The following is a 17,731-nucleotide window of genomic DNA, read 5'->3' on the forward strand; positions in this document are numbered from 1 at the left end:
GCGTTGTTATTTTCGCTTATAGACGATCCGGCTCATGAGATCCAAAACTTGCGCTTGCAGAACTCGAAAATTCATCATCATCGCTTCGACATCTATCGACTTTGCCCCTTGCCCTCGCTTCTCGGCAAACCATAATTTTAACAATCCGGCAACCCGTCCAAGGTCGCCATTGACCTTGGCCAAGTCAGCAACGGCGGCCAGGTCTACGACAGACCTAATTGGCGTATTCATCCCAACCGCCAGCAGGTAGCCGAGAGGGACAAGCCTGTCTGGTCGGCGCGTTCTTGGATAACAGCCCGCTCCTTCTGAGACACCCAAACCTTGATCGGAGCGAGTTCCCTCCGCGGCCTTGGTCTTTGCTCTGTAAGCGATCCATAAACCCCACCTTTTAAGATGCGGGTTTGATGATTACCGTGGCATCTCTGGCGTGCAGTTCCACGGCAGCAAGGCTTCGAAGTCTTCTACGCTCGAGGCTTGTGGCAGGCGCTCAAGTGCGTGGCGCAGCCACGCATAGGGCTCCTGGCCGTTGGCTTTAGCCGTCTCGACCAAACTGTAAAGTTGAGCGCTGGCTGTCGCGCCTTTGGGCGTGTCGCTGAACAGCCAGTTCTTGCGCCCGACAACGAAGGGCCTGATCGCACGCTCTGCCGCATTGTTGTCGATCGGCAAGTAACCGGCTTCGGTGTAGCGCACCAACTTGATCCAGTTGCTGGCCAGGTAGCTGATGGCTTTGCCCAGTGCATTCTGCGCCGTCACTTGTGGCTGGGTTTTCTCCAGCCATCCGAACAATCCGGCGATGTTTTGAAGCGCTCGGATTCCAGGCGCTTTAGCCAAAGGCAAAAGCCGTTGCGCTCCCAATACAAAATCTTCACTCGGTTGCGAGGCTTGTTGAGGAACACGAAAAGCACCGGATCAAACACCGCGACTTTGATGTCCAGTTCGACCAGAGCGGCGAGGCCATCGATGGATTTTCGGAAGTCGACAGGCTTGGGATAGAGATAGACTTTTTCGACTTTTGCGTCGGGACGCATCATGAGGTGCTGGCTCCGTAAAGGAATCGGGAGCACAGCATCGGGGATCAGGTGACGGCTTTGAATATGGGGTTTATGGAGCGCTTACTTTGCTCTGGTTCCATACTCTGTCCTTTCCGTTTTTGAGTAGCGACGGCAACGGTAAGCCTCGCAGAGCAAGACTGTCCGTTGAGCCGAAGGCGAATAAGGGTAGGTGTTGGGGGGGAACAAGCGAAGCTTGTGGGCCCACAACACACATCTTGCCGTCTAATGTTATGCAATTTTATGCGACTACATCTGTATCGCCAATCAAACCTTGTCCAATCGCATATAATCGCGTTGAATCGCGTTGAATCGCATATAATCGCGTTGCTTCGCATAAAATCGCATTAATCATTAAACGTATCGCTAGTTATAAATACTCAGTAACAAAACAAAGGCAGTTCTCTCTCCCGCCGCCTCTGGATTTAACTTTGTAAACATCGTTTCGAACGAGCCGCACTGAAGCGATGGGGGAATCCCGCATCGGGGTTCTATTTGGGCGGTCGATTTTTGGTCGAGTTACCCACAACCAAAACGGGCTTTAGAGTTTTAATAGGTTTTAAAGAGTTTTAGCCGCCAACTTTTAATTTTTTATTTTCAAAATCAAGCACTTAAGCCGTTACTTGATTCCTAATGTACGACCTTTTATTCCTAATGTACGGATTCTGGTTCCTAATGTACTGATTTCAGTTCCTAAAGTACGGGCTATTCACAGGCCGAAGGGTTAAACCTCGCCTGTCCGCAAACTTGTCCGTAAATCAAGCCCCCAAAAAAAACGGACGCGGCGTCGGGCTTTAATTCGATCCGCATATTAGGAACCGGACGGCGCCTCCATTGCCCCCCGGTAGGTGATAGACAACAATGGCCCAGCCCGCCCGACCTCCATCTGAAGCTTGTACTCTGGTAGGTCGTTAGCCTTGATCAGGTTTCGCAGCCTGAAGCTGAACTTGTTGAATGTGCCAGTGCTCCCGATACGCTTATAGATTGTCTGAAACAACCATTTGGCGTTGTTCTTTCCTGCGGACTTCCGGGCTAGCCGATAAACAAACCGGCCAATACCTCGTATCCGAAAGTAATCAGAATGCAATGTCAGCACATCCGGATTCTCTCCCTCTGTGACTTTTAGGTACATCCATTGGGCTATCTCGATTTCGAGAAACTCCAGCCGTCCAGTGGCCCCAGTGATAACCTCGTAACGTGAGATAAGTGATTCACCCTTGGAAACGGTAAACATGGGGCCGCCGCTGCCTTTTTTGGTTCGCTGCACTGCTACGTGTGTAGTGTTTAATCGTAGGCAAGTCCCTATAAGGTCTTTTTTCTGCTGGCCACCATCTCCGCTCCGTAGGAACTTGAGAACGTCGCAAGCATGTGGCCGGAACACTCTACCGGGCTTGTCGCCTCTGCCTTCTTTGTAGCGGTTCATAGCTTCGGTGAGATGGGATACCGCCATTATCACAAGGTCGTAATCCTTCTCGGTTGCCATACCATGCGCCCCTGCTGAGACCTCCACATATCCATCAGATAATTCGTAGCGGATCAGGTCACCGGCCCGCGTCTCTTTCGGGGACAGGCGGAACAGGGCCACATCCATGACGCAGAGAATGTCGCGGATGCCTACATCACACCCCGGTACATAGAAATCCTGCTGCTCGTTGCCCTTAGACGGCTTGCGCACTACGGTAAGCATTTGTGGCTTAGAAGATGGAGCGGCCCCGTTTCCATCATCCACTTCGCGCTCCAAGCGGGCAGCGACTTGCTCATATGTTTCACCGGGCCTAGCTGCGGCCTCAATGCGCTTCTTAAGGTGGCGATCCATGCTTCTGCTAGTCATGTGGATGGCCCAACCTATGCAACCTTGCACGCCAAGGGTGCGGTTTGTAATTTCGTCCAGTGCCGCCCGCAACTGGCCACATGAAATACAGCACAGGTGGTTCATGCTCGAACGCCGCTCGTACGTCAACCGCCACGGTTCAGCCCCCCATTCCTGGGCGGGCGGCTTGGGTGCCCGAAGACTTGCGCACCTCAATCCATTCCTCGATTTCGGCCAAATCCCATGCAACGTTTCGGCTAGTGAGCGCGATGCGGCGAGGAAACTCCCCCCGCTGCTCCATGTTGTAGATCGTGCGCTCAGCCAGCGGGATCATCGCCAGCAATTTCTTGCGGTTGATCAATGTCTTGTTCTTTGCCTTGATTTCCATATGTAGATTTCCTTAGAACTCTTCAGATGCTTGACAATGCCCTCCAGCGCCAGAATCAAGGCACAAAAAAGTTAGAATTTAGTTGTCACGAAAAGCTATCATCGGACGATGAAAAAACGTGAGAAAGCGCCGAGCACATTCGATCCGTTTCTAGAACGCCTGGTTAGGGAAAGCGATACATCGTCTGACCGCATCCGCGCCAAGCTCAGCAACGCCTACAACTGGGGCTTTTGCGAACTATGCTGGCGATCCACCGAATACTCGATCAGCGTGGGAGCTCAAAAGGTCTTCAAGCGCCTACAACGAGGAAACGTCAAAGTCGTGCCGCTAACGGATGCCATTCGTGCGGCAGCTCAGAAAAAAGCCGATACCTTGGTGGCGCGCTACGAGCAGGCATGGAAAGGTGAGTTCGGCCGGTACGAGCCCGCCCGCATGTTAATGGCCTACTGTGACATGGTGGAAATGCGCGGTGACCGCTCGGTTTCAGCCTTCAGGGAGCACGTCGAGCGGCGAATACTCATTGCCGCGTGGGCACGGCATGGTGACTTGCTCCGACCCACTAAACTACCGGGTCAGCCCGAAGGCGCAGCGAAGCCCAGCAAACTCTACTGCGAAGCACACAACCCAAGGCGAAGCGATGAAGCTCGCCGCGCATACCAACGCGACAGAAGGTTTGCGGTAGAGTATGACGAGTTGATTGACCAAATCTGGTCACAGGAAGCCGGTACTCTCCCTGAGTGGGACATTGAAGCCCACGCATATGTCAGGAGAGAAGCCTATCGACTGCTCCAGGCACTCAAGTCTCCCACCAGTACGATGGATGATCTGTTAACCCTGGGCACCATGAGTCAAGCTGAAATAGCGCGCCAGCTTGGCGTATCACGCCAAGCAGTTTCCGCCGCTATCAAGCGGCGAGCGCAGAAGCAGGCGACACGCTGAAGACAATCATGATCTAGCTGCGAAATTGCAGCGCACTTGAGCAGACGCTTGCATATGACCTGACCAGTCATTTGCATTGAACTTGACCAACGATTACAGAGAATCTGACCGATCAGACGTCAAAGCTGAGAGGCTCATAACGACCCATAGCGGACTATCACAAATAGCGACCCATAGCTGCTAGTGGCCACTGGCAAGAATTGGATTGGCCAGAATCAGTCGAAAGTGCATGCCTACGGAACTTAGGGCCGAATGAGGGTAGCCAAAAAATTTGATAAGGACGATTCCTAAACCACTTTCCACGCCTTCGCCTTATATCATTGAAAAATCATGGGACATTCCACTGCCTTATTTACGTACCGGAGAACTTGGATTTGTTCACCAAGGAGAGCTATATGTAACGGGCAGAATGAAAAATATATCGATAAAGAATTCGAGCGGTAGCTTGGTTAGTGTCGTTCACAAATGCAGAATAAAAGGATGAATACCATGGAAGATTTTGCTGCAAGCAATCCCGACTTTGACAAGCACGTCCAAGGAGCGGTACTCAGTATGCCAGCGGCAAAGTTACTGGGATTTCATTACAATTATCTGAAGCCAGGTCATTGTGAAATCGAACAGCCAGTGCGCAAAGAACTCACCCAGCATAACGGCTACTTTCAAGGTGGTATCATCGGAGCGTTGGCTGATTTTGCCGGAGGTTCGGCCGCCGGAACCTTGCTGCCACCTGGCTGGATAAATATGACTACAGATTTCACTGTTAAACTAATTGCCCCGGCAGATGGTGATAAGCTACTAGCCAGGGGACGTGTCATCATTGCAGCGAACAAAACTACGGTTGCCGCTGCCGATTTGTTTGCCGTGAAACAAGGCAAGGAAACCCTTTGCGCCACAGCTCTGGTGACTATGCGAAATATTCCCCTCAAAGCCTGAAGGTAATGATCTGACAGCTCATTAGATAGCATCGGGCACGCCGGAAATTCCTGACGCCGACAATGCTCCTATGGGCATTGTCGGTGATCTTCCGTAAGGGCTGGCAGCACGTTCGAGAACCAGTAAATCTCATTCCAAACATCGTTTTCATTTTGAAGCCTGACCATCAAATCAGATTTCATTCGATCTATTTAAGCCAGTGCCAAGCCTTTAAGTTTTGCATACCTTCATAGTGAATCCACCCTGAATCCGTAGATACGACCGAATGTCTGCTTATGGCCGATTCTGTTGAAAAAGTCGGTTCGCCCAAACAGCTAGGTCATTGACTGGTTAAAACACCTTTTTTGCACACTGCTACGTGAAATCTGAGTCCGTAAGCCTCTGCCGAAAGTAAAGATTTCAATATCGAACGCATACTTTTCTGCTGCGGAAACCATGGTCGACTTTTTCAACAGAATCGGCCGATTTCTGCCTGTCGTCACCACCAGCTTCGGTTCAGTTTTGGCAAAGCATGGAAGCGAGACGCGCTGGTCAAGTCTGATACAAATGACTGTTCAGGTCGCATGCAAACGCGTGGTCAAATCAATGTAATTAGCCCCCTAGCCTGCGGTGCTTTGCCGTGGCTGTTTGACCGTCCATTCATCAATCATATCCGCCCAATCCTGCAACATCGCCCGACGCTGATCACGGTATTCAGCCTTGTTGTAGACGGCCCGAACGCCCTTCTGCTCGTGTGCAAGGCATTTCTCAATCCAGTCTGAGTTGTAACCTGCCTCATGCAGCAGTGTGCTCGCTGTTCGTCTCAAATCATGGGGCCCGAACTTACTCAGCGGCTGCCCCTCTTTTTGCGCGAGCCGATAGGTCAGCGTCAGCACCTGATTGATCGTCGCGGTGCTCATTGGCAAATCAGAATCGTACCGGGAGGGAAAGACGTAATCTGAACCACCGGCAAATGTCTTCAGCGCAATGAAGAAATCCAAAGCCTGCTGAGATAAGAACACCAAATGGGGGTTGCGTCGCTTCATCCGCTCCTTCGGAATGGTCCACAGGGCTTCGCTGAAATTGATCTCGTTCCAGGTGGCGTTGGTCAACTCACTTTTGCGAACCATGGTGAGCAACAGCAGCTTAGCAGCGGCTCGCACGGAGGAGGCGGTGCCGATGCGGTCAAGGTATTGATACATCAACGCGATTTCGTCAGGCCCCAAAGCGCGGTCACGTGGCTCGAATTTAGCGATGCTTGCAGGACGTACCAGATCAGCCGGGTTATCTACCTTCTGGCCACGCTCAATCGCCCATCGGAAAACCTGCATCACAATCTCGCGGGAGTGCACGGCCGTCGCTGGAGCTCCACGCTCCACGATTGCATCAGTCAGCGTTCGCAGGTCCTCATGATTGATTTCCACCAGCTTCTGATTACCGAATTGCGGTTTGAGTTCGCGCTCGTAAACAGATCGGCGCATGTCGCGAGTCGAGTCAGCCATCTGATACCCACGCAGCCATTTCTCAGCCCAAGCATCAAACGTCTCTGCACCTTTGATGCGTGCCTTGGCACGGGCTTTCTCTTTGGCAGGTGACTTACCAGCCGAAACCATCTTTTTAGCCTCACCCAAGCGCTCTCTGGCTTCCGCAAGTGTGATGCCACCCACGCCATAGCGACCAAACGTGATGGTCTCCTGACGGCCGTTGATGGTGTAGTTGTAGCGAAATGAGATGGAACCGGCAGCGGTGACGGCCACGTACAGCCCATCGCGGTCGTTCACCTTGTAGAGTTTTTCTTTCGGTTTGAGGTTACGCAGCTTGGTATCGGTCAGCATGGCAGTCACGGATTCCTTGTAAAAAATACCATGCAAAGAAAAGCACTCATACACCACGATAAAGCCCAATGAAACCGGGCTAATCATGAGATTTGATACCATGCCCTTCCCTGCTAAGGAGACATGGTATCGAGTACCAAGCATGGCATTTGGCTCAGTCAATGCCCCGTACCATGCCACATAAACACGGTGCTTGGCGATGCACAAAGCTGCCAGAGTTTGCCAGACCAAAAAAGCCAAAAGCCCGCAATTAAGCGGGCTCCAGGGCATTTCCTGCTAGTGGGTGCCGGGCAGTGCCGGACGTCCAATCATTCCCACTCAATGGTCGCTGGCGGCTTGCTCGACACGTCGTAGGTGACGCGGGAGATGCCTTCGATTTCATTGATGATGCGGCCGCTGACGGTTTCCAGCAGTTCGTAAGGCAGGTGTGCCCAACGCGCGGTCATGAAGTCGATGGTTTCCACGGCACGCAGGGCCACGACCCAGGCGTAACGACGGCCGTCACCGACCACGCCAACCGATTTCACCGGCTGGAACACCACGAATGCCTGGCTGACCTTGTGATACCAGTCGGCCTTGCGCAGTTCTTCGATGAAGATGTGGTCGGCGCGACGCAGCAGGTCGGCGTATTCCTTCTTCACTTCACCGAGGATCCGCACGCCCAGGCCCGGGCCCGGGAACGGGTGACGGTAGACCATGTCGTACGGCAGGCCGAGTTCCAGGCCCAGACGACGGACTTCGTCCTTGAACAGCTCGCGCAGGGGTTCAACCAGCTTGAGGTTCATTTCTTCCGGCAGGCCACCCACGTTGTGGTGCGACTTGATCACGTGGGCCTTGCCGCTTTTCGCGCCAGCCGACTCGATCACGTCCGGGTAGATGGTGCCCTGGGCCAGGTACTTGATGTTGTCCAGCTTGCAGGATTCGGCATCGAACACGTCGATGAAGGTGCGGCCGATGATCTTGCGCTTCTTCTCTGGATCGCTTTCGCCAGCCAGGTTGTTGAGGAACTGGTCTTCAGCGTTGGCGCGGATCACCTTGACGCCCATGTTCTCGGCGAACATGGCCATCACTTGCTCGCCTTCGTGCAGGCGCAGCAAACCGTTGTCGACGAACACGCAGGTCAGCTGGTCGCCAATGGCCTTGTGCAGCAGCGCGGCAACCACCGACGAATCCACACCGCCGGACAGGCCGAGCAGCACGTTGTCGGTGCCGACCTGGGCACGTACCTGGGCGATGGCGTCTTCAGCGATCTTCGACGGGGTCCACAGGGCTTCGCACTCGCAGATGTCGAGGATGAAGCGCGACAGGATGCGACCGCCCTGCTTGGTGTGGGTCACTTCCGGGTGGAACTGCACGCCGTAGTAGCGACGCGCGTCGCTGAACATGCCGGCGATCGGGCAGCTCGGGGTGCTGGCCAGGATGTGGAAGTCTTCCGGCATCCTGGTGACCTTGTCACCGTGGCTCATCCACACGTCGAGGCCGAACAGGCCGTCGGCGTCGATGTGGTCTTCGATGCCGTCGAGCAGGCGGCTCTTGCCGACTACGTCTACGCGGGCATAACCGAACTCACGCAGCTCGGAACCTTCTACCTTGCCGCCCAGTTGCTCGGCCATGGTCTGCATGCCGTAGCAGATACCGAAGACCGGTACGCCCAGGTCAAAGACCGCTTGCGGGCAGCGAGGGCTGTTGGCTTCGTGCACGGACTCGGGGCCACCGGCGAGGATGACGCCTTTCGGAGCGAATTCGCGAATCGCTTCCTCGTCCATGTCGAACGGATGCAGTTCGCAGTACACACCGATTTCGCGAACGCGACGGGCGATCAGCTGGGTGTATTGGGAACCGAAGTCGAGGATCAGGATGCGGTGAGCGTGAATATCGAGGGCCATGATTCAGTCTCGTCTAAGTCATTCAGAAACAGTCGTGATTCAGAAACAACTCGGGGCTGAATAAAACAGCCCCGGTCGTTAACTTTTTGCTTGAAGGCTCAACCTACGCGGTAGTTTGGCGCTTCTTTGGTGATCTGCACGTCGTGAACGTGGGACTCGGCCATGCCAGCGCCGGTGATCCGCACGAATTCAGGCTTGGTGCGCATTTCTTCGATGTTGGCGCTACCGGTGTAGCCCATGGAAGAACGCAGGCCGCCCATCAGTTGATGGATGATCGCGCTCAGGGTGCCTTTGTACGGCACACGCCCTTCGATGCCTTCCGGAACCAGCTTCTCGGCGCCTGCCGAGGAGTCCTGGAAGTAACGGTCGGAGGAACCCTGTGCCTGGGACATGGCGCCCAGCGAACCCATGCCGCGATAAGCCTTGTACGAACGGCCCTGGAACAGTTCGATCTCGCCCGGCGCTTCTTCGGTACCGGCGAACATCGAGCCCATCATCACGCAGGAAGCACCGGCGACGATGGCCTTGGACAGGTCACCGGAGAAACGGATGCCGCCGTCGGCGATCAACGGAACGCCAGTGCCTTCAAGGGCAGCGGCAACGTTGGCGATGGCACTGATTTGCGGGACGCCGACACCGGCGACGATCCGGGTGGTGCAGATCGAGCCAGGGCCGATACCGACCTTGACGGCGTCAGCGCCGGCTTCGGCCAGGGCCTTGGCGGCAGCGCCGGTGGCGATGTTGCCGCCGATGACCTGCACTTCAGGGAAGTTCTGCTTGACCCAGCGAACGCGGTCGATCACGCCTTTGGAGTGACCGTGGGCAGTGTCGACCACCACCACGTCAACGCCGGCGCTGACCAGGGCCGCGACGCGATCACCGGTGTCTTTACCGGTGCCGACGGCGGCGCCAACGCGCAGACGACCTTGATCGTCCTTGCTGGCCAGCGGGTAAGCCTTGGCTTTTTCGATGTCGTTGACAGTCATCATGCCTTTGAGGGCGAATTTGTCGTCGACGATCAGAACGCGTTCGATGCGGTGCTTGTGCAGCAGCTCGCGGACGTCGTTCTTGTTGGCGCCTTCCTTGACCGTGACCAGACGCTCTTTAGGCGTCATCACATCACGGACGGTGGCTTCCAGACGGTTCTCGAAACGCACGTCACGGGAAGTGACGATGCCGACCAGGTCGCCATTGTGCAGCACCGGAACGCCGGAGATGTTGTTCATGCGGGTCAATTCGAACAGCTCGCGCACGGTAGCGTCGGCGTCGATGGTGATCGGGTCCTTGACCACACCGGCTTCGTAACGCTTGACCTTGCGGACTTCGGCAGCTTGCTGCTCGATGGTCATGTTCTTGTGGATGATGCCGATACCACCTTCCTGAGCCATGGCAATTGCCAGACGGGCTTCAGTGACGGTGTCCATGGCAGCGGAAACCAGTGGGATATTCAGCTCGATGCCACGGGTAAGGCGGGTCTTGAGACTGACTTCGTTAGGAAGCACCTCGGAATAACCAGGCACTAGGAGAATGTCGTCGAATGTCAGAGCTTCTTGGCTGATACGCAGCATCGCGGGGGCTCCCGAGCGGGAAAATGGAAGCGCGCCATTATAGTCAGACACCCCTTCGGGTTCAATGTAAAACTCTGTCTATTATCGGTATTGCTGATATACGGGAATAATTGCCGCCTACAACTCGACTTTGACCCAACTCACCGGCTGATCCAGCCAATCGGCGAATTCGTCGAGAAAGCTCTGTTTGAACCCGGCTTCCGCCCAATTGTTGAAGATGAAACCCAGGTTGGAAAAACCGCACTCCTGCAAAAACAGAAAACCGTTGATGTCGTCTTCGTGCCCGCATTCCGGGCAGGTGAAGTTATCGGTGCGCCCGGGCATCCAGTCTTCGAGGCTTTCGAACAGCGCTTCGCCAATCTCCTTGCGGCACTCGGCGCAGCCCGCTTCCTCAAGGAAGCCCTTGGCCGGCGTATAGATGCAGCGCTTGGTGACGATCTCCAGGCCGTTGACCGGCTCGCCGAACGGCAAGGCCTCCGGATGCAGGACCACTGCTCGGGCGCCGTCGCCAATGGCGTGCGCCATGCGATTGCCAGTGCGGCCGCAGGTGGTCAGTTCTTCCTTGACGATGTTCTTGCGCACCAGCCAACGCACGATCGCCCGTGCCCGGGGCTCGTGCACCGGCAGTGTGGAGATTTTCGGGACGATGATGCTTTGCGAATTCATGGGTAACGGCCTGGAGCTTTAATGAAAAGACTTGCGCAATCGAACACTCGGCAATTAAGCAAAATCCTTGTGGGAGCGAGCCTGCTCGCGAAAGCGCCTTCACGCTCAACATCGATGTTGGTGCGAACATCGCTTTCGCGAGCAGGCTCGCTCCCACAGTAAATTGTGGCGAGCCCATAGCAGGTATAGGCCCGCCAGAGCGGCTTTTACAACTCTACGACCACCGCTTGCGAGGCACGGGTCGCCTTGGCGCGGGCGGCTTCGATCGACTCGTCGCGCGCCAGGGCCACACCCATGCGGCGCTGGCCGTTGACTTCAGGCTTGCCGAACAGACGCAGCGCGGTATCCGGCTCGCTCAGCGCGGCACCCAGATTGCCGAAAGCGGTCTGGGTCGACTGCCCTTCCACCAGAATCACCGCCGATGCGGAAGGCCCGAACTGGCGGATCAACGGGATCGGCAGGCCCAGAATCGCGCGGGCATGCAGGGCGAACTGCGACAGATCCTGGGAAATCAGGGTCACCAGGCCGGTGTCATGCGGGCGCGGCGACACTTCGCTGAACCACACCTGATCACCCTTGATGAACAGCTCGACGCCAAACAGACCACGACCACCCAAGGCTTCGGTCACCGCTTTGGCCACGCGCTCGGACTCGGCCAGGGCAATCGGGCTCATGGCTTGTGGCTGCCAGGATTCCTGGTAGTCGCCCTTTTCCTGACGATGGCCGACCGGCGCGCAGAATGTGGTGCCGCCCACATGGCGCACGGTCAGCAGGGTGATTTCGTAGTCGAAATCGATGAAGCCTTCGATGATCACCCGGCCTTTGCCGGCACGGCCGCCTTCTTGCGCGTAGTCCCAGGCTGTTTTGACGTCATCGGCGCTGCGCAGCAGGCTCTGGCCTTTGCCCGACGAGCTCATCACCGGCTTGACCACACAGGGGAAACCGAGGTCTTCGACCGCCTTGCTGTAATCCTCGAAGGTGTCGGCGAAGTGGTACGGCGAGGTCGGCAGGTCCAGCTCTTCGGCGGCCAGACGACGGATGCCTTCGCGGTTCATGGTCAACTGCGCAGCGCGTGCGGTCGGGATCACGGTGAAACCTTCGGACTCCAGCTCGACCAGGGTCGCGGTGGCGATGGCTTCGATTTCCGGCACGATGAAGTGCGGCTTCTCGGCTTCGATCACGGCACGCAGGGCGGCGCCATCGAGCATGTTGATCACGTGGCTGCGGTGCGCCACCTGCATGGCCGGTGCGTTGGCGTACCGGTCCACGGCAATCACTTCAACGCCCAGGCGTTGCAGCTCGATCACCACTTCCTTGCCCAACTCGCCACAGCCACACATCAATACGCGGGTCGCAGTCGGCGACAATGGAGTTCCGATACGGGTCATCTGAAGGTCCTCAAAGGAGCGGATCATCGAGGATACGGCGCAATACGCGCGATCCATGGGGAGAAAGCGCGGCATTTTACATGAACCGCAGGGTTTGGCTTCAGCTGACGACAGTCTGTTTGCGCAGGCGCCAGGCCATGATCAGCCACACGGCGGTCACACCGGCGAACTTCGAGCCCAGGGCGGTGAGGATCACACCCGGGGTCAACGCACCGATCATGCCGAAGAAAATGAAGGTATCGAGGGGAATGCTCAGGACCGAACTTATCCACAGGCGATCATGCAGCGGACGCTTGGTGACGCTGAACACCAGCCAGTCAATGCACTCGGAAACCGCGAACGCCGTGGCGCTGGCCAGGGCAATGGACGGATCGGAAGTGATATAGGACAGCACCAGCGCCGCCAGCATGGCTGCGATGGCACCATGACCGAAACGGGTTTGCACCATGTCGCGCAATACGAACACCAGACCGCCCCAGGCCGACCAGATGATGTCCAGGTGCGGCGCGGTGGAAAAGGCGTAGTTGATCAGCACGACGCTGCTGATGTAGGCGATGAGGAAGAACATGGGCTTGGAGGTACCTGTGAGTTTGCGGCACAGGATACTGTAGGAGCGAGCCTGCTCGCGATGGTCGCTAACGATAACGCGGGGAGTCTGGTTCCCCGCGGTGTTCTTGAGTCCATCGTCGGAACGCCGCGCGGAGCCGGCTGGCTCCTACAACAAAGGCCGCGCCTCAATTCCCCGGTTTTGTGCCGATCATCCACACCAACCCACTGGCCTTGGCCCGCTCATGGCACAAGCCCAGCACCGTGCGGCGTTCGTCGTTGGTCATGCGGCTCCAGCGGGTAATCTCTTCGACCGAGCGCTGGCAGCCCGTGCAGATGTCATCGTCGTCCAGCGCACAAATATTCACGCAGGGCGATGGCACCGGGCGTTCAGGGGTCGTCATTGTTCCTGCTCAATCAGGTCGCGCGCGTAACGCTGGGCGTTATGCACGTAGTGAGCGGAACTGGCTTCGAGCATCTTCTTCTGCGGCTCGGTCAGTTCGCGCACCACTTTGCCGGGCGAGCCCATGACCAGCGAACCATCCGGAATTTCCTTGCCTTCGCCAATCAGCGAATTGGCGCCGATGATGCAGTTCTTGCCGATTTTCGCACCGTTGAGAATGACCGCGTTGATGCCGATCAGGCTGTAATCGCCGACGGTGCAGCCGTGCAGCATGGCATTGTGGCCAATGGTCACGCCGGTGCCGATGGTCAGCGGGTAGCCCATGTCGGTGTGCATCACGGTACCGTCCTGGACGTTGCTGTTCTTGCCAATCAGGATCAGCTCGTTGTCGCCCCGCAGCACAGCGTTGAACCAGACGTTGGCACCCTCTTCCAGTTTGACCTTGCCCACCAGCACGGCATTGGGCGCGACCCAGCTCTCTGGGTGGGTCTCGACACGGGCGTCGCCCAGGCGGTATTTCATTGTGTTGTCCTCAAGGCTCAGGCAGCGGCGTGTTCAGGCCATTCGAGTGATGGCATCAGGTATTGATAAAGCTTTTCGGCGGTTGGTGCAGGCTGATTTTGGCGTCATAGAGCAGGTTGATCAACTCGACGATCATGATCGCCGTCAGCCCCCAGATCTTGTATTCGCCATAGCGATAACTCGGCACGTACCAACTGCGGCCCTGATAATCGATGCGGTGGGTGTGTTCGCGCGGGTCCTTGCGGAAGAATTCCAGGGGCACGCTGAACACTGCGGCAATCTCGGCATCGTTGGCCTGGTATTCGACGAAATCGGGAATCACCCCGACATAAGGGGTGACCTTGATGCCGTGCAGGGAAATCAGCGGGCTGAGCGGGCCGATCACTTCGACCAACCCTGGCGGCAAACCAATCTCTTCTTCGGCTTCGCGCAGGGCGGTGAAAATCAGGTCGGGGTCTTCGGGGTCGCGTCGGCCGCCGGGAAAGGCCACCTCGCCGCCGTGGGTCGAGAGTCCGCTGGCACGCAAGGTCAGCAGCAGTTCCGGCTCGTCACTGCGAGTGATGGGCATCAGTACGGCGGCCTCAGGGAAACGTCGGTCGGTCTCCAACGTGCGCGGTGTGTGGTTGCTTACCCGATGCAGTAGCTCGTCCAGCATGAGTGTTCTCGATCTGTGCCTTACCCTGCATCATGCACCAATCGCCTCGGTCGCCCAAGCCCCCGGAGAGCGGCGTGTCGCGAAACGACAACTTGCCGACAGCCACCGCCGCACGCCAAGATAGGCGCAGCATTCAGGAACCCAAGCATGAAATTTTGCAGTCAGTGCGGCAACCCGGTGACCCAGCGCATTCCCGAAGGTGATTCGCGCCTTCGCTTCGTTTGCGACCGCTGTCAGACCATTCATTACCAGAACCCCAATATCGTCGCCGGTTGCGTGGCGACCTGGGGCAACAAGGTATTGCTGTGCCGACGCGCCATCGAGCCACGCCTGGGCTATTGGACCCTGCCCGCCGGTTTCATGGAAAACGGCGAGACCATCGAGCAGGCGGCGATTCGCGAAACCGCCGAGGAAGCCTGCGCCCGGGTGCGCAACCTGAGCATCTATACCCTGATCGACGTGCCGCACATCAGCCAGGTGCATGTATTTTTCCGCGCCGAACTGGCCGATCTGAACTTTGCCGCCGGCCCTGAAAGCCTGGAAGTGCAATTATTCGACGAAGTCGACATTCCTTGGGATGAGCTGGCTTTCCGCACGGTGGGCCGTACCTTAGAATGCTTCTTCGCTGACCGGCGGGCCGAGGTCTACCCCGTGCGGTCCGAATCGATCCCGCCGCTCGCTCAGCCTGCCAACTAAAAAAACATCTATAAATGAATAGTCGCGACACCTTTTGGGGAATCGTTTCAATGCGCTGGTTGCTTGCCCTGTTTTGCTTGTCTTTCATCACGGTATCCCAGGCGTCTGCCGTGGAAACGCTGAACGGCAAGGTCATCGAGAAAGTCCTGGTTCTCAAGTCCGCCCATCAATTGCAATTGATCATGGACGGCAAGCCGGTCAAGACCTATCGCATTTCCCTGGGCAAACGCCCCAAGGGCGCGAAACTGATGGAAGGCGACAAACGCACGCCAGAGGGCTTCTACTGGATCGACTGGCGCAAGACCAGCAACAACTTCAATCTGGCGATGCACATTTCCTACCCGAACATCACTGACTCCGCCCGCGCACGCCGCGAAGGCGTCGATCCCGGCGGCATGATCATGATCCACGGCACCCCGGACACCGATGACACCCCGGAAGACCTGTTCCATACCCTGGACTGGACCGACGGCTGCGTCGCCATGCGCAACAGGGACATGCGTGAAGTCTGGAACCTGGTGCCGGATGGCACGATGATCGAGATTCGTCCCTAGCTCCCTTTGTTTCGCGCAACAAAAAACCCGCTGAAATCGCTCTCATCGGGTTTTTCATTGCAGCGGTCAGAAATCCTCCAACCGCCACACCTCATACGCCGGTGTCTCATAGGGATGGCTCTGTTTCAGCACCATCACCACCGAGTGAATCAACTCATCCGCCCCATTGATCCCAACGACTACCGTTGGTCTGAACTGTCATTTCTGTCAGATGTTCACTATTGATGGTCTATACGAGAATCTGCACCAGACCCAGGCGCGTCCGCCTGCGCCAGGAGAGCTAGACCATGAGCGATTCAAGCGAAGAACAAGCAGAAAATACGGACAAAATCACTTCAACCGCAAAATCGACGAAACCACCCGTGCCGGTGGTCGAATGGCCAAAATTGGGTGCCGTGTATTCTGATTACATTCGCATTTGCGGCACGTGCGTGGATAACGCGCAAGTAGAGCTATTGATCTCGTCGTCATGGGTAACTGTGCCGGCCATCGGCACAAAGTGGTCCCATTCGCTGAAGGATTTTTCACCGGGCGTCCATACTTTTCAGGTTCGACAAACTGTCGATGGCATTACCTCGGATCCTGGACCAGTCCCGACATTCATGGTGCGCGATAAGGGCACAATCCCCTTGCCCGAAGTGACAGAGCCCGACGTCAACAGCTCCATTCCCATCGGCGGCATAGTGCAGTTCAAGGGATCGTGTACATTGAACGCGACAGTTTTTGTATTTGATCTGGATGAAAACATGTTAGGCAAAGCGGTAGTGACCGGTACCACCTGGTCATACGCACATACATGGAACCAGAGCCAGGTGGCCTATGTGAAGATTCGGCAGGTGGTCGGTGATGACGTATCCGATGTGGTAGGACGCTGGATTGGAGTCGGATTGACAAACAACGAACTGGAATCCACCTGGGATACGCCCGAAGTTACGCCCGGACAACTAGGAAGAAACGTTCCAATGGGTATTTCCGAATTCGGCGGTACGCGCACCCCATATTCAGGCACTGAATCATTTACTTACGTAGTTACCTATTGGGATAATGGGGAGTATCACGGATATTCAGTCGGTGACCGCTGGAAAGTGATGGTTGGCCCTCACTACAGATCCGGTAATGAATTGATCGATATTCATGTAGGTGATGGAGACTCTGGGTGGGCGATAGGTAAAATTTTTTATCAGCTGCCCATCTGGATCATCGACACCCGCCCCCCCGCACCATCAATTCGAGTCCCCGTCACGGACAGTACCCACCCGGCGGGGGCTTTGGCAATCGATGGATTATGTGAAGTGGGCAATACAGTCGAATTGCTCAATGGCGCAGGTACAAAGTTAAACGACGCGTTGGTGGTGGATAACAAATGGTACAGCTCGCTAACGCTAGGAGAAGGCAACCATCGCATCCGAGCACGACAGAGTAAAAATGGTCTCACTTCCGAGCCGAGTGCAGTTGTCCGGTTTACGGTGGTAAGCCCGGAAGATTAGATTCCGCTGCGCTGACTGAGCACCTTCCCACACTGCTGAAACCCAACCCCCAAAAAACCCGCTGAAATCGCTCTCAGCGGGTTTTTCATTTCAGCGGTCAGAAATCCTCCAACCGCCACACCTCATACGCCGGTGTTTCATAGGGATGGCTCTGTTTTAGCGCCATCACCACCGAGTGAATCAACTCGTCAGCCACTACCAACTCGACCTTCCATTCCTCGACCCGCTCGACCTGCCCGGCTTCGCCAATGAACGGCTGACTGCCGTCCAGTGGGCGAAACTGGCCCTGGCCAAGCGCTTGCCAGGCGCAGTGATCGTAAGCGCCGATCCGACCGCCACCGGCGGCGAATACGGCGCTTTTCACGTCTTCGACGTGACTGGCAGGAACAAAAAAGCTGAGCTTGTACACGGCCCTGAGTCCACCCGC

General features: G+C 56.3%; 19 protein-coding genes and 2 pseudogenes. 5 read left to right on the forward strand and 16 right to left on the reverse strand.

What is annotated here, in order from left to right:
• Nucleotides 1-6 precede the first annotated feature (6 nt).
• The 5 genes and pseudogenes from ACX3YF_RS01560 to ACX3YF_RS01580 form a co-directional block, all read right to left on the reverse strand.
• The gene (locus ACX3YF_RS01560; protein WP_458973326.1) at nt 7-231 is read right to left on the reverse strand and encodes a hypothetical protein; all 225 of its coding nucleotides are present in this window, start codon (nt 229-231) and stop codon (nt 7-9) included.
• Nucleotides 232-408: 177 nt separating this feature from the next.
• Nucleotides 409-786 (reverse strand): annotated as a pseudogene (locus ACX3YF_RS01565) (IS66 family transposase); the annotation flags it as partial.
• A complete protein-coding gene (tnpB, locus tag ACX3YF_RS01570; protein ID WP_458973327.1) occupies nt 750-1,031 on the reverse strand; it encodes an IS66 family insertion sequence element accessory protein TnpB in 282 nt (93 codons plus the stop codon). The gene tnpB and the pseudogene ACX3YF_RS01565, both read right to left, overlap by 37 nt.
• Nucleotides 1,032-1,860: 829 nt before the next feature.
• Complete coding sequence (locus ACX3YF_RS01575) at nt 1,861-2,985, reverse strand: replication initiator protein A (protein WP_458973328.1); 1,125 nt, start codon at nt 2,983-2,985, stop codon at nt 1,861-1,863.
• Between the two features lie 34 nt (nt 2,986-3,019).
• Nucleotides 3,020-3,247, reverse strand: coding sequence for a helix-turn-helix transcriptional regulator (locus ACX3YF_RS01580; protein WP_458973329.1), 228 nt, complete (start codon nt 3,245-3,247; stop codon nt 3,020-3,022).
• Nucleotides 3,248-3,355: 108 nt separating this feature from the next.
• On the opposite strand from ACX3YF_RS01580, the gene ACX3YF_RS01585 reads away from it, so the two are divergent.
• Nucleotides 3,356-4,186 carry a hypothetical protein gene (locus tag ACX3YF_RS01585; protein ID WP_458973330.1) on the forward strand — a complete coding sequence of 277 codons (831 nt, stop codon included), beginning with the start codon at nt 3,356-3,358 and terminating at the stop codon, nt 4,184-4,186.
• 489 nt (nt 4,187-4,675) lie between these two features.
• Entirely contained in the window at nt 4,676-5,119 is a 444-nt protein-coding gene (locus ACX3YF_RS01590) for a PaaI family thioesterase (RefSeq protein WP_458973331.1), read from the forward strand.
• Nucleotides 5,120-5,718: 599 nt separating this feature from the next.
• Here ACX3YF_RS01590 and ACX3YF_RS01595 read toward each other — a convergent pair.
• The 9 genes from ACX3YF_RS01595 to ACX3YF_RS01635 form a co-directional block, all read right to left on the reverse strand.
• Entirely contained in the window at nt 5,719-6,933 is a 1,215-nt protein-coding gene (locus ACX3YF_RS01595; protein ID WP_458974823.1) for a tyrosine-type recombinase/integrase, read from the reverse strand.
• A 308-nt stretch (nt 6,934-7,241) separates the two neighbouring features.
• Nucleotides 7,242-8,819, reverse strand: coding sequence for a glutamine-hydrolyzing GMP synthase (gene guaA, locus ACX3YF_RS01600; protein ID WP_130207501.1), 1,578 nt, complete (start codon nt 8,817-8,819; stop codon nt 7,242-7,244).
• A gap of 98 nt (nt 8,820-8,917) precedes the next feature.
• Nucleotides 8,918-10,387, reverse strand: a complete 1,470-nt coding sequence (guaB, locus tag ACX3YF_RS01605; protein ID WP_130207499.1) for an IMP dehydrogenase — start codon at nt 10,385-10,387, stop codon at nt 8,918-8,920.
• A gap of 117 nt (nt 10,388-10,504) precedes the next feature.
• Nucleotides 10,505-11,053, reverse strand: coding sequence for a sugar ABC transporter ATPase (locus tag ACX3YF_RS01610; RefSeq protein ID WP_075946645.1), 549 nt, complete (start codon nt 11,051-11,053; stop codon nt 10,505-10,507).
• A 206-nt stretch (nt 11,054-11,259) separates the two neighbouring features.
• On the reverse strand, nt 11,260-12,441 hold the full coding sequence (purT, locus tag ACX3YF_RS01615) for a formate-dependent phosphoribosylglycinamide formyltransferase (RefSeq protein WP_130207497.1): 1,182 nt from the start codon (nt 12,439-12,441) through the stop codon (nt 11,260-11,262).
• A gap of 100 nt (nt 12,442-12,541) precedes the next feature.
• A complete protein-coding gene (locus ACX3YF_RS01620) occupies nt 12,542-13,009 on the reverse strand; it encodes a preQ0 transporter (protein ID WP_458973332.1) in 468 nt (155 codons plus the stop codon).
• 166 nt (nt 13,010-13,175) lie between these two features.
• Nucleotides 13,176-13,391, reverse strand: coding sequence for a DUF1289 domain-containing protein (locus tag ACX3YF_RS01625; RefSeq protein WP_130207494.1), 216 nt, complete (start codon nt 13,389-13,391; stop codon nt 13,176-13,178).
• Complete coding sequence (locus ACX3YF_RS01630; RefSeq protein WP_458973333.1) at nt 13,388-13,912, reverse strand: gamma carbonic anhydrase family protein; 525 nt, start codon at nt 13,910-13,912, stop codon at nt 13,388-13,390. The genes ACX3YF_RS01625 and ACX3YF_RS01630 overlap by 4 nt, the downstream gene beginning before the upstream one ends.
• A 55-nt stretch (nt 13,913-13,967) precedes the next feature.
• On the reverse strand, nt 13,968-14,567 hold the full coding sequence (locus ACX3YF_RS01635) for a CoA pyrophosphatase (protein ID WP_047538148.1): 600 nt from the start codon (nt 14,565-14,567) through the stop codon (nt 13,968-13,970).
• Between the two features lie 147 nt (nt 14,568-14,714).
• Between ACX3YF_RS01635 and ACX3YF_RS01640 the strand changes: the two genes are divergently transcribed.
• Together ACX3YF_RS01640 and ACX3YF_RS01645 are read left to right on the forward strand one after the other, a co-directional pair.
• Nucleotides 14,715-15,263: an NUDIX hydrolase gene (locus ACX3YF_RS01640; RefSeq protein ID WP_196586328.1), complete on the forward strand. Its 549-nt coding sequence runs from the start codon at nt 14,715-14,717 to the stop codon at nt 15,261-15,263.
• Between the two features lie 50 nt (nt 15,264-15,313).
• Nucleotides 15,314-15,817 (forward strand): L,D-transpeptidase family protein, encoded by a 504-nt coding sequence (locus ACX3YF_RS01645; RefSeq protein ID WP_458973334.1) that lies wholly within the window; start codon nt 15,314-15,316, stop codon nt 15,815-15,817.
• A 66-nt stretch (nt 15,818-15,883) separates the two neighbouring features.
• On the opposite strand, the pseudogene ACX3YF_RS01650 reads toward ACX3YF_RS01645, so the two are convergent.
• Nucleotides 15,884-15,979, reverse strand: a pseudogene (locus tag ACX3YF_RS01650) (NGG1p interacting factor NIF3); the annotation flags it as partial.
• 125 nt (nt 15,980-16,104) lie between these two features.
• On the opposite strand from ACX3YF_RS01650, the gene ACX3YF_RS01655 reads away from it, so the two are divergent.
• Entirely contained in the window at nt 16,105-17,304 is a 1,200-nt protein-coding gene (locus ACX3YF_RS01655; RefSeq protein WP_130207488.1) for a hypothetical protein, read from the forward strand.
• A 97-nt stretch (nt 17,305-17,401) separates the two neighbouring features.
• On the opposite strand, the gene ACX3YF_RS01660 is transcribed toward ACX3YF_RS01655, so the two are convergent.
• Nucleotides 17,402-17,713, reverse strand: a complete 312-nt coding sequence (locus ACX3YF_RS01660; protein WP_130207486.1) for a YqfO family protein — start codon at nt 17,711-17,713, stop codon at nt 17,402-17,404.
• Between the last annotated feature and the right edge of the window lie 18 nt (nt 17,714-17,731).

Source organism: Pseudomonas fluorescens group sp. PF-69, from assembly GCF_054481235.1.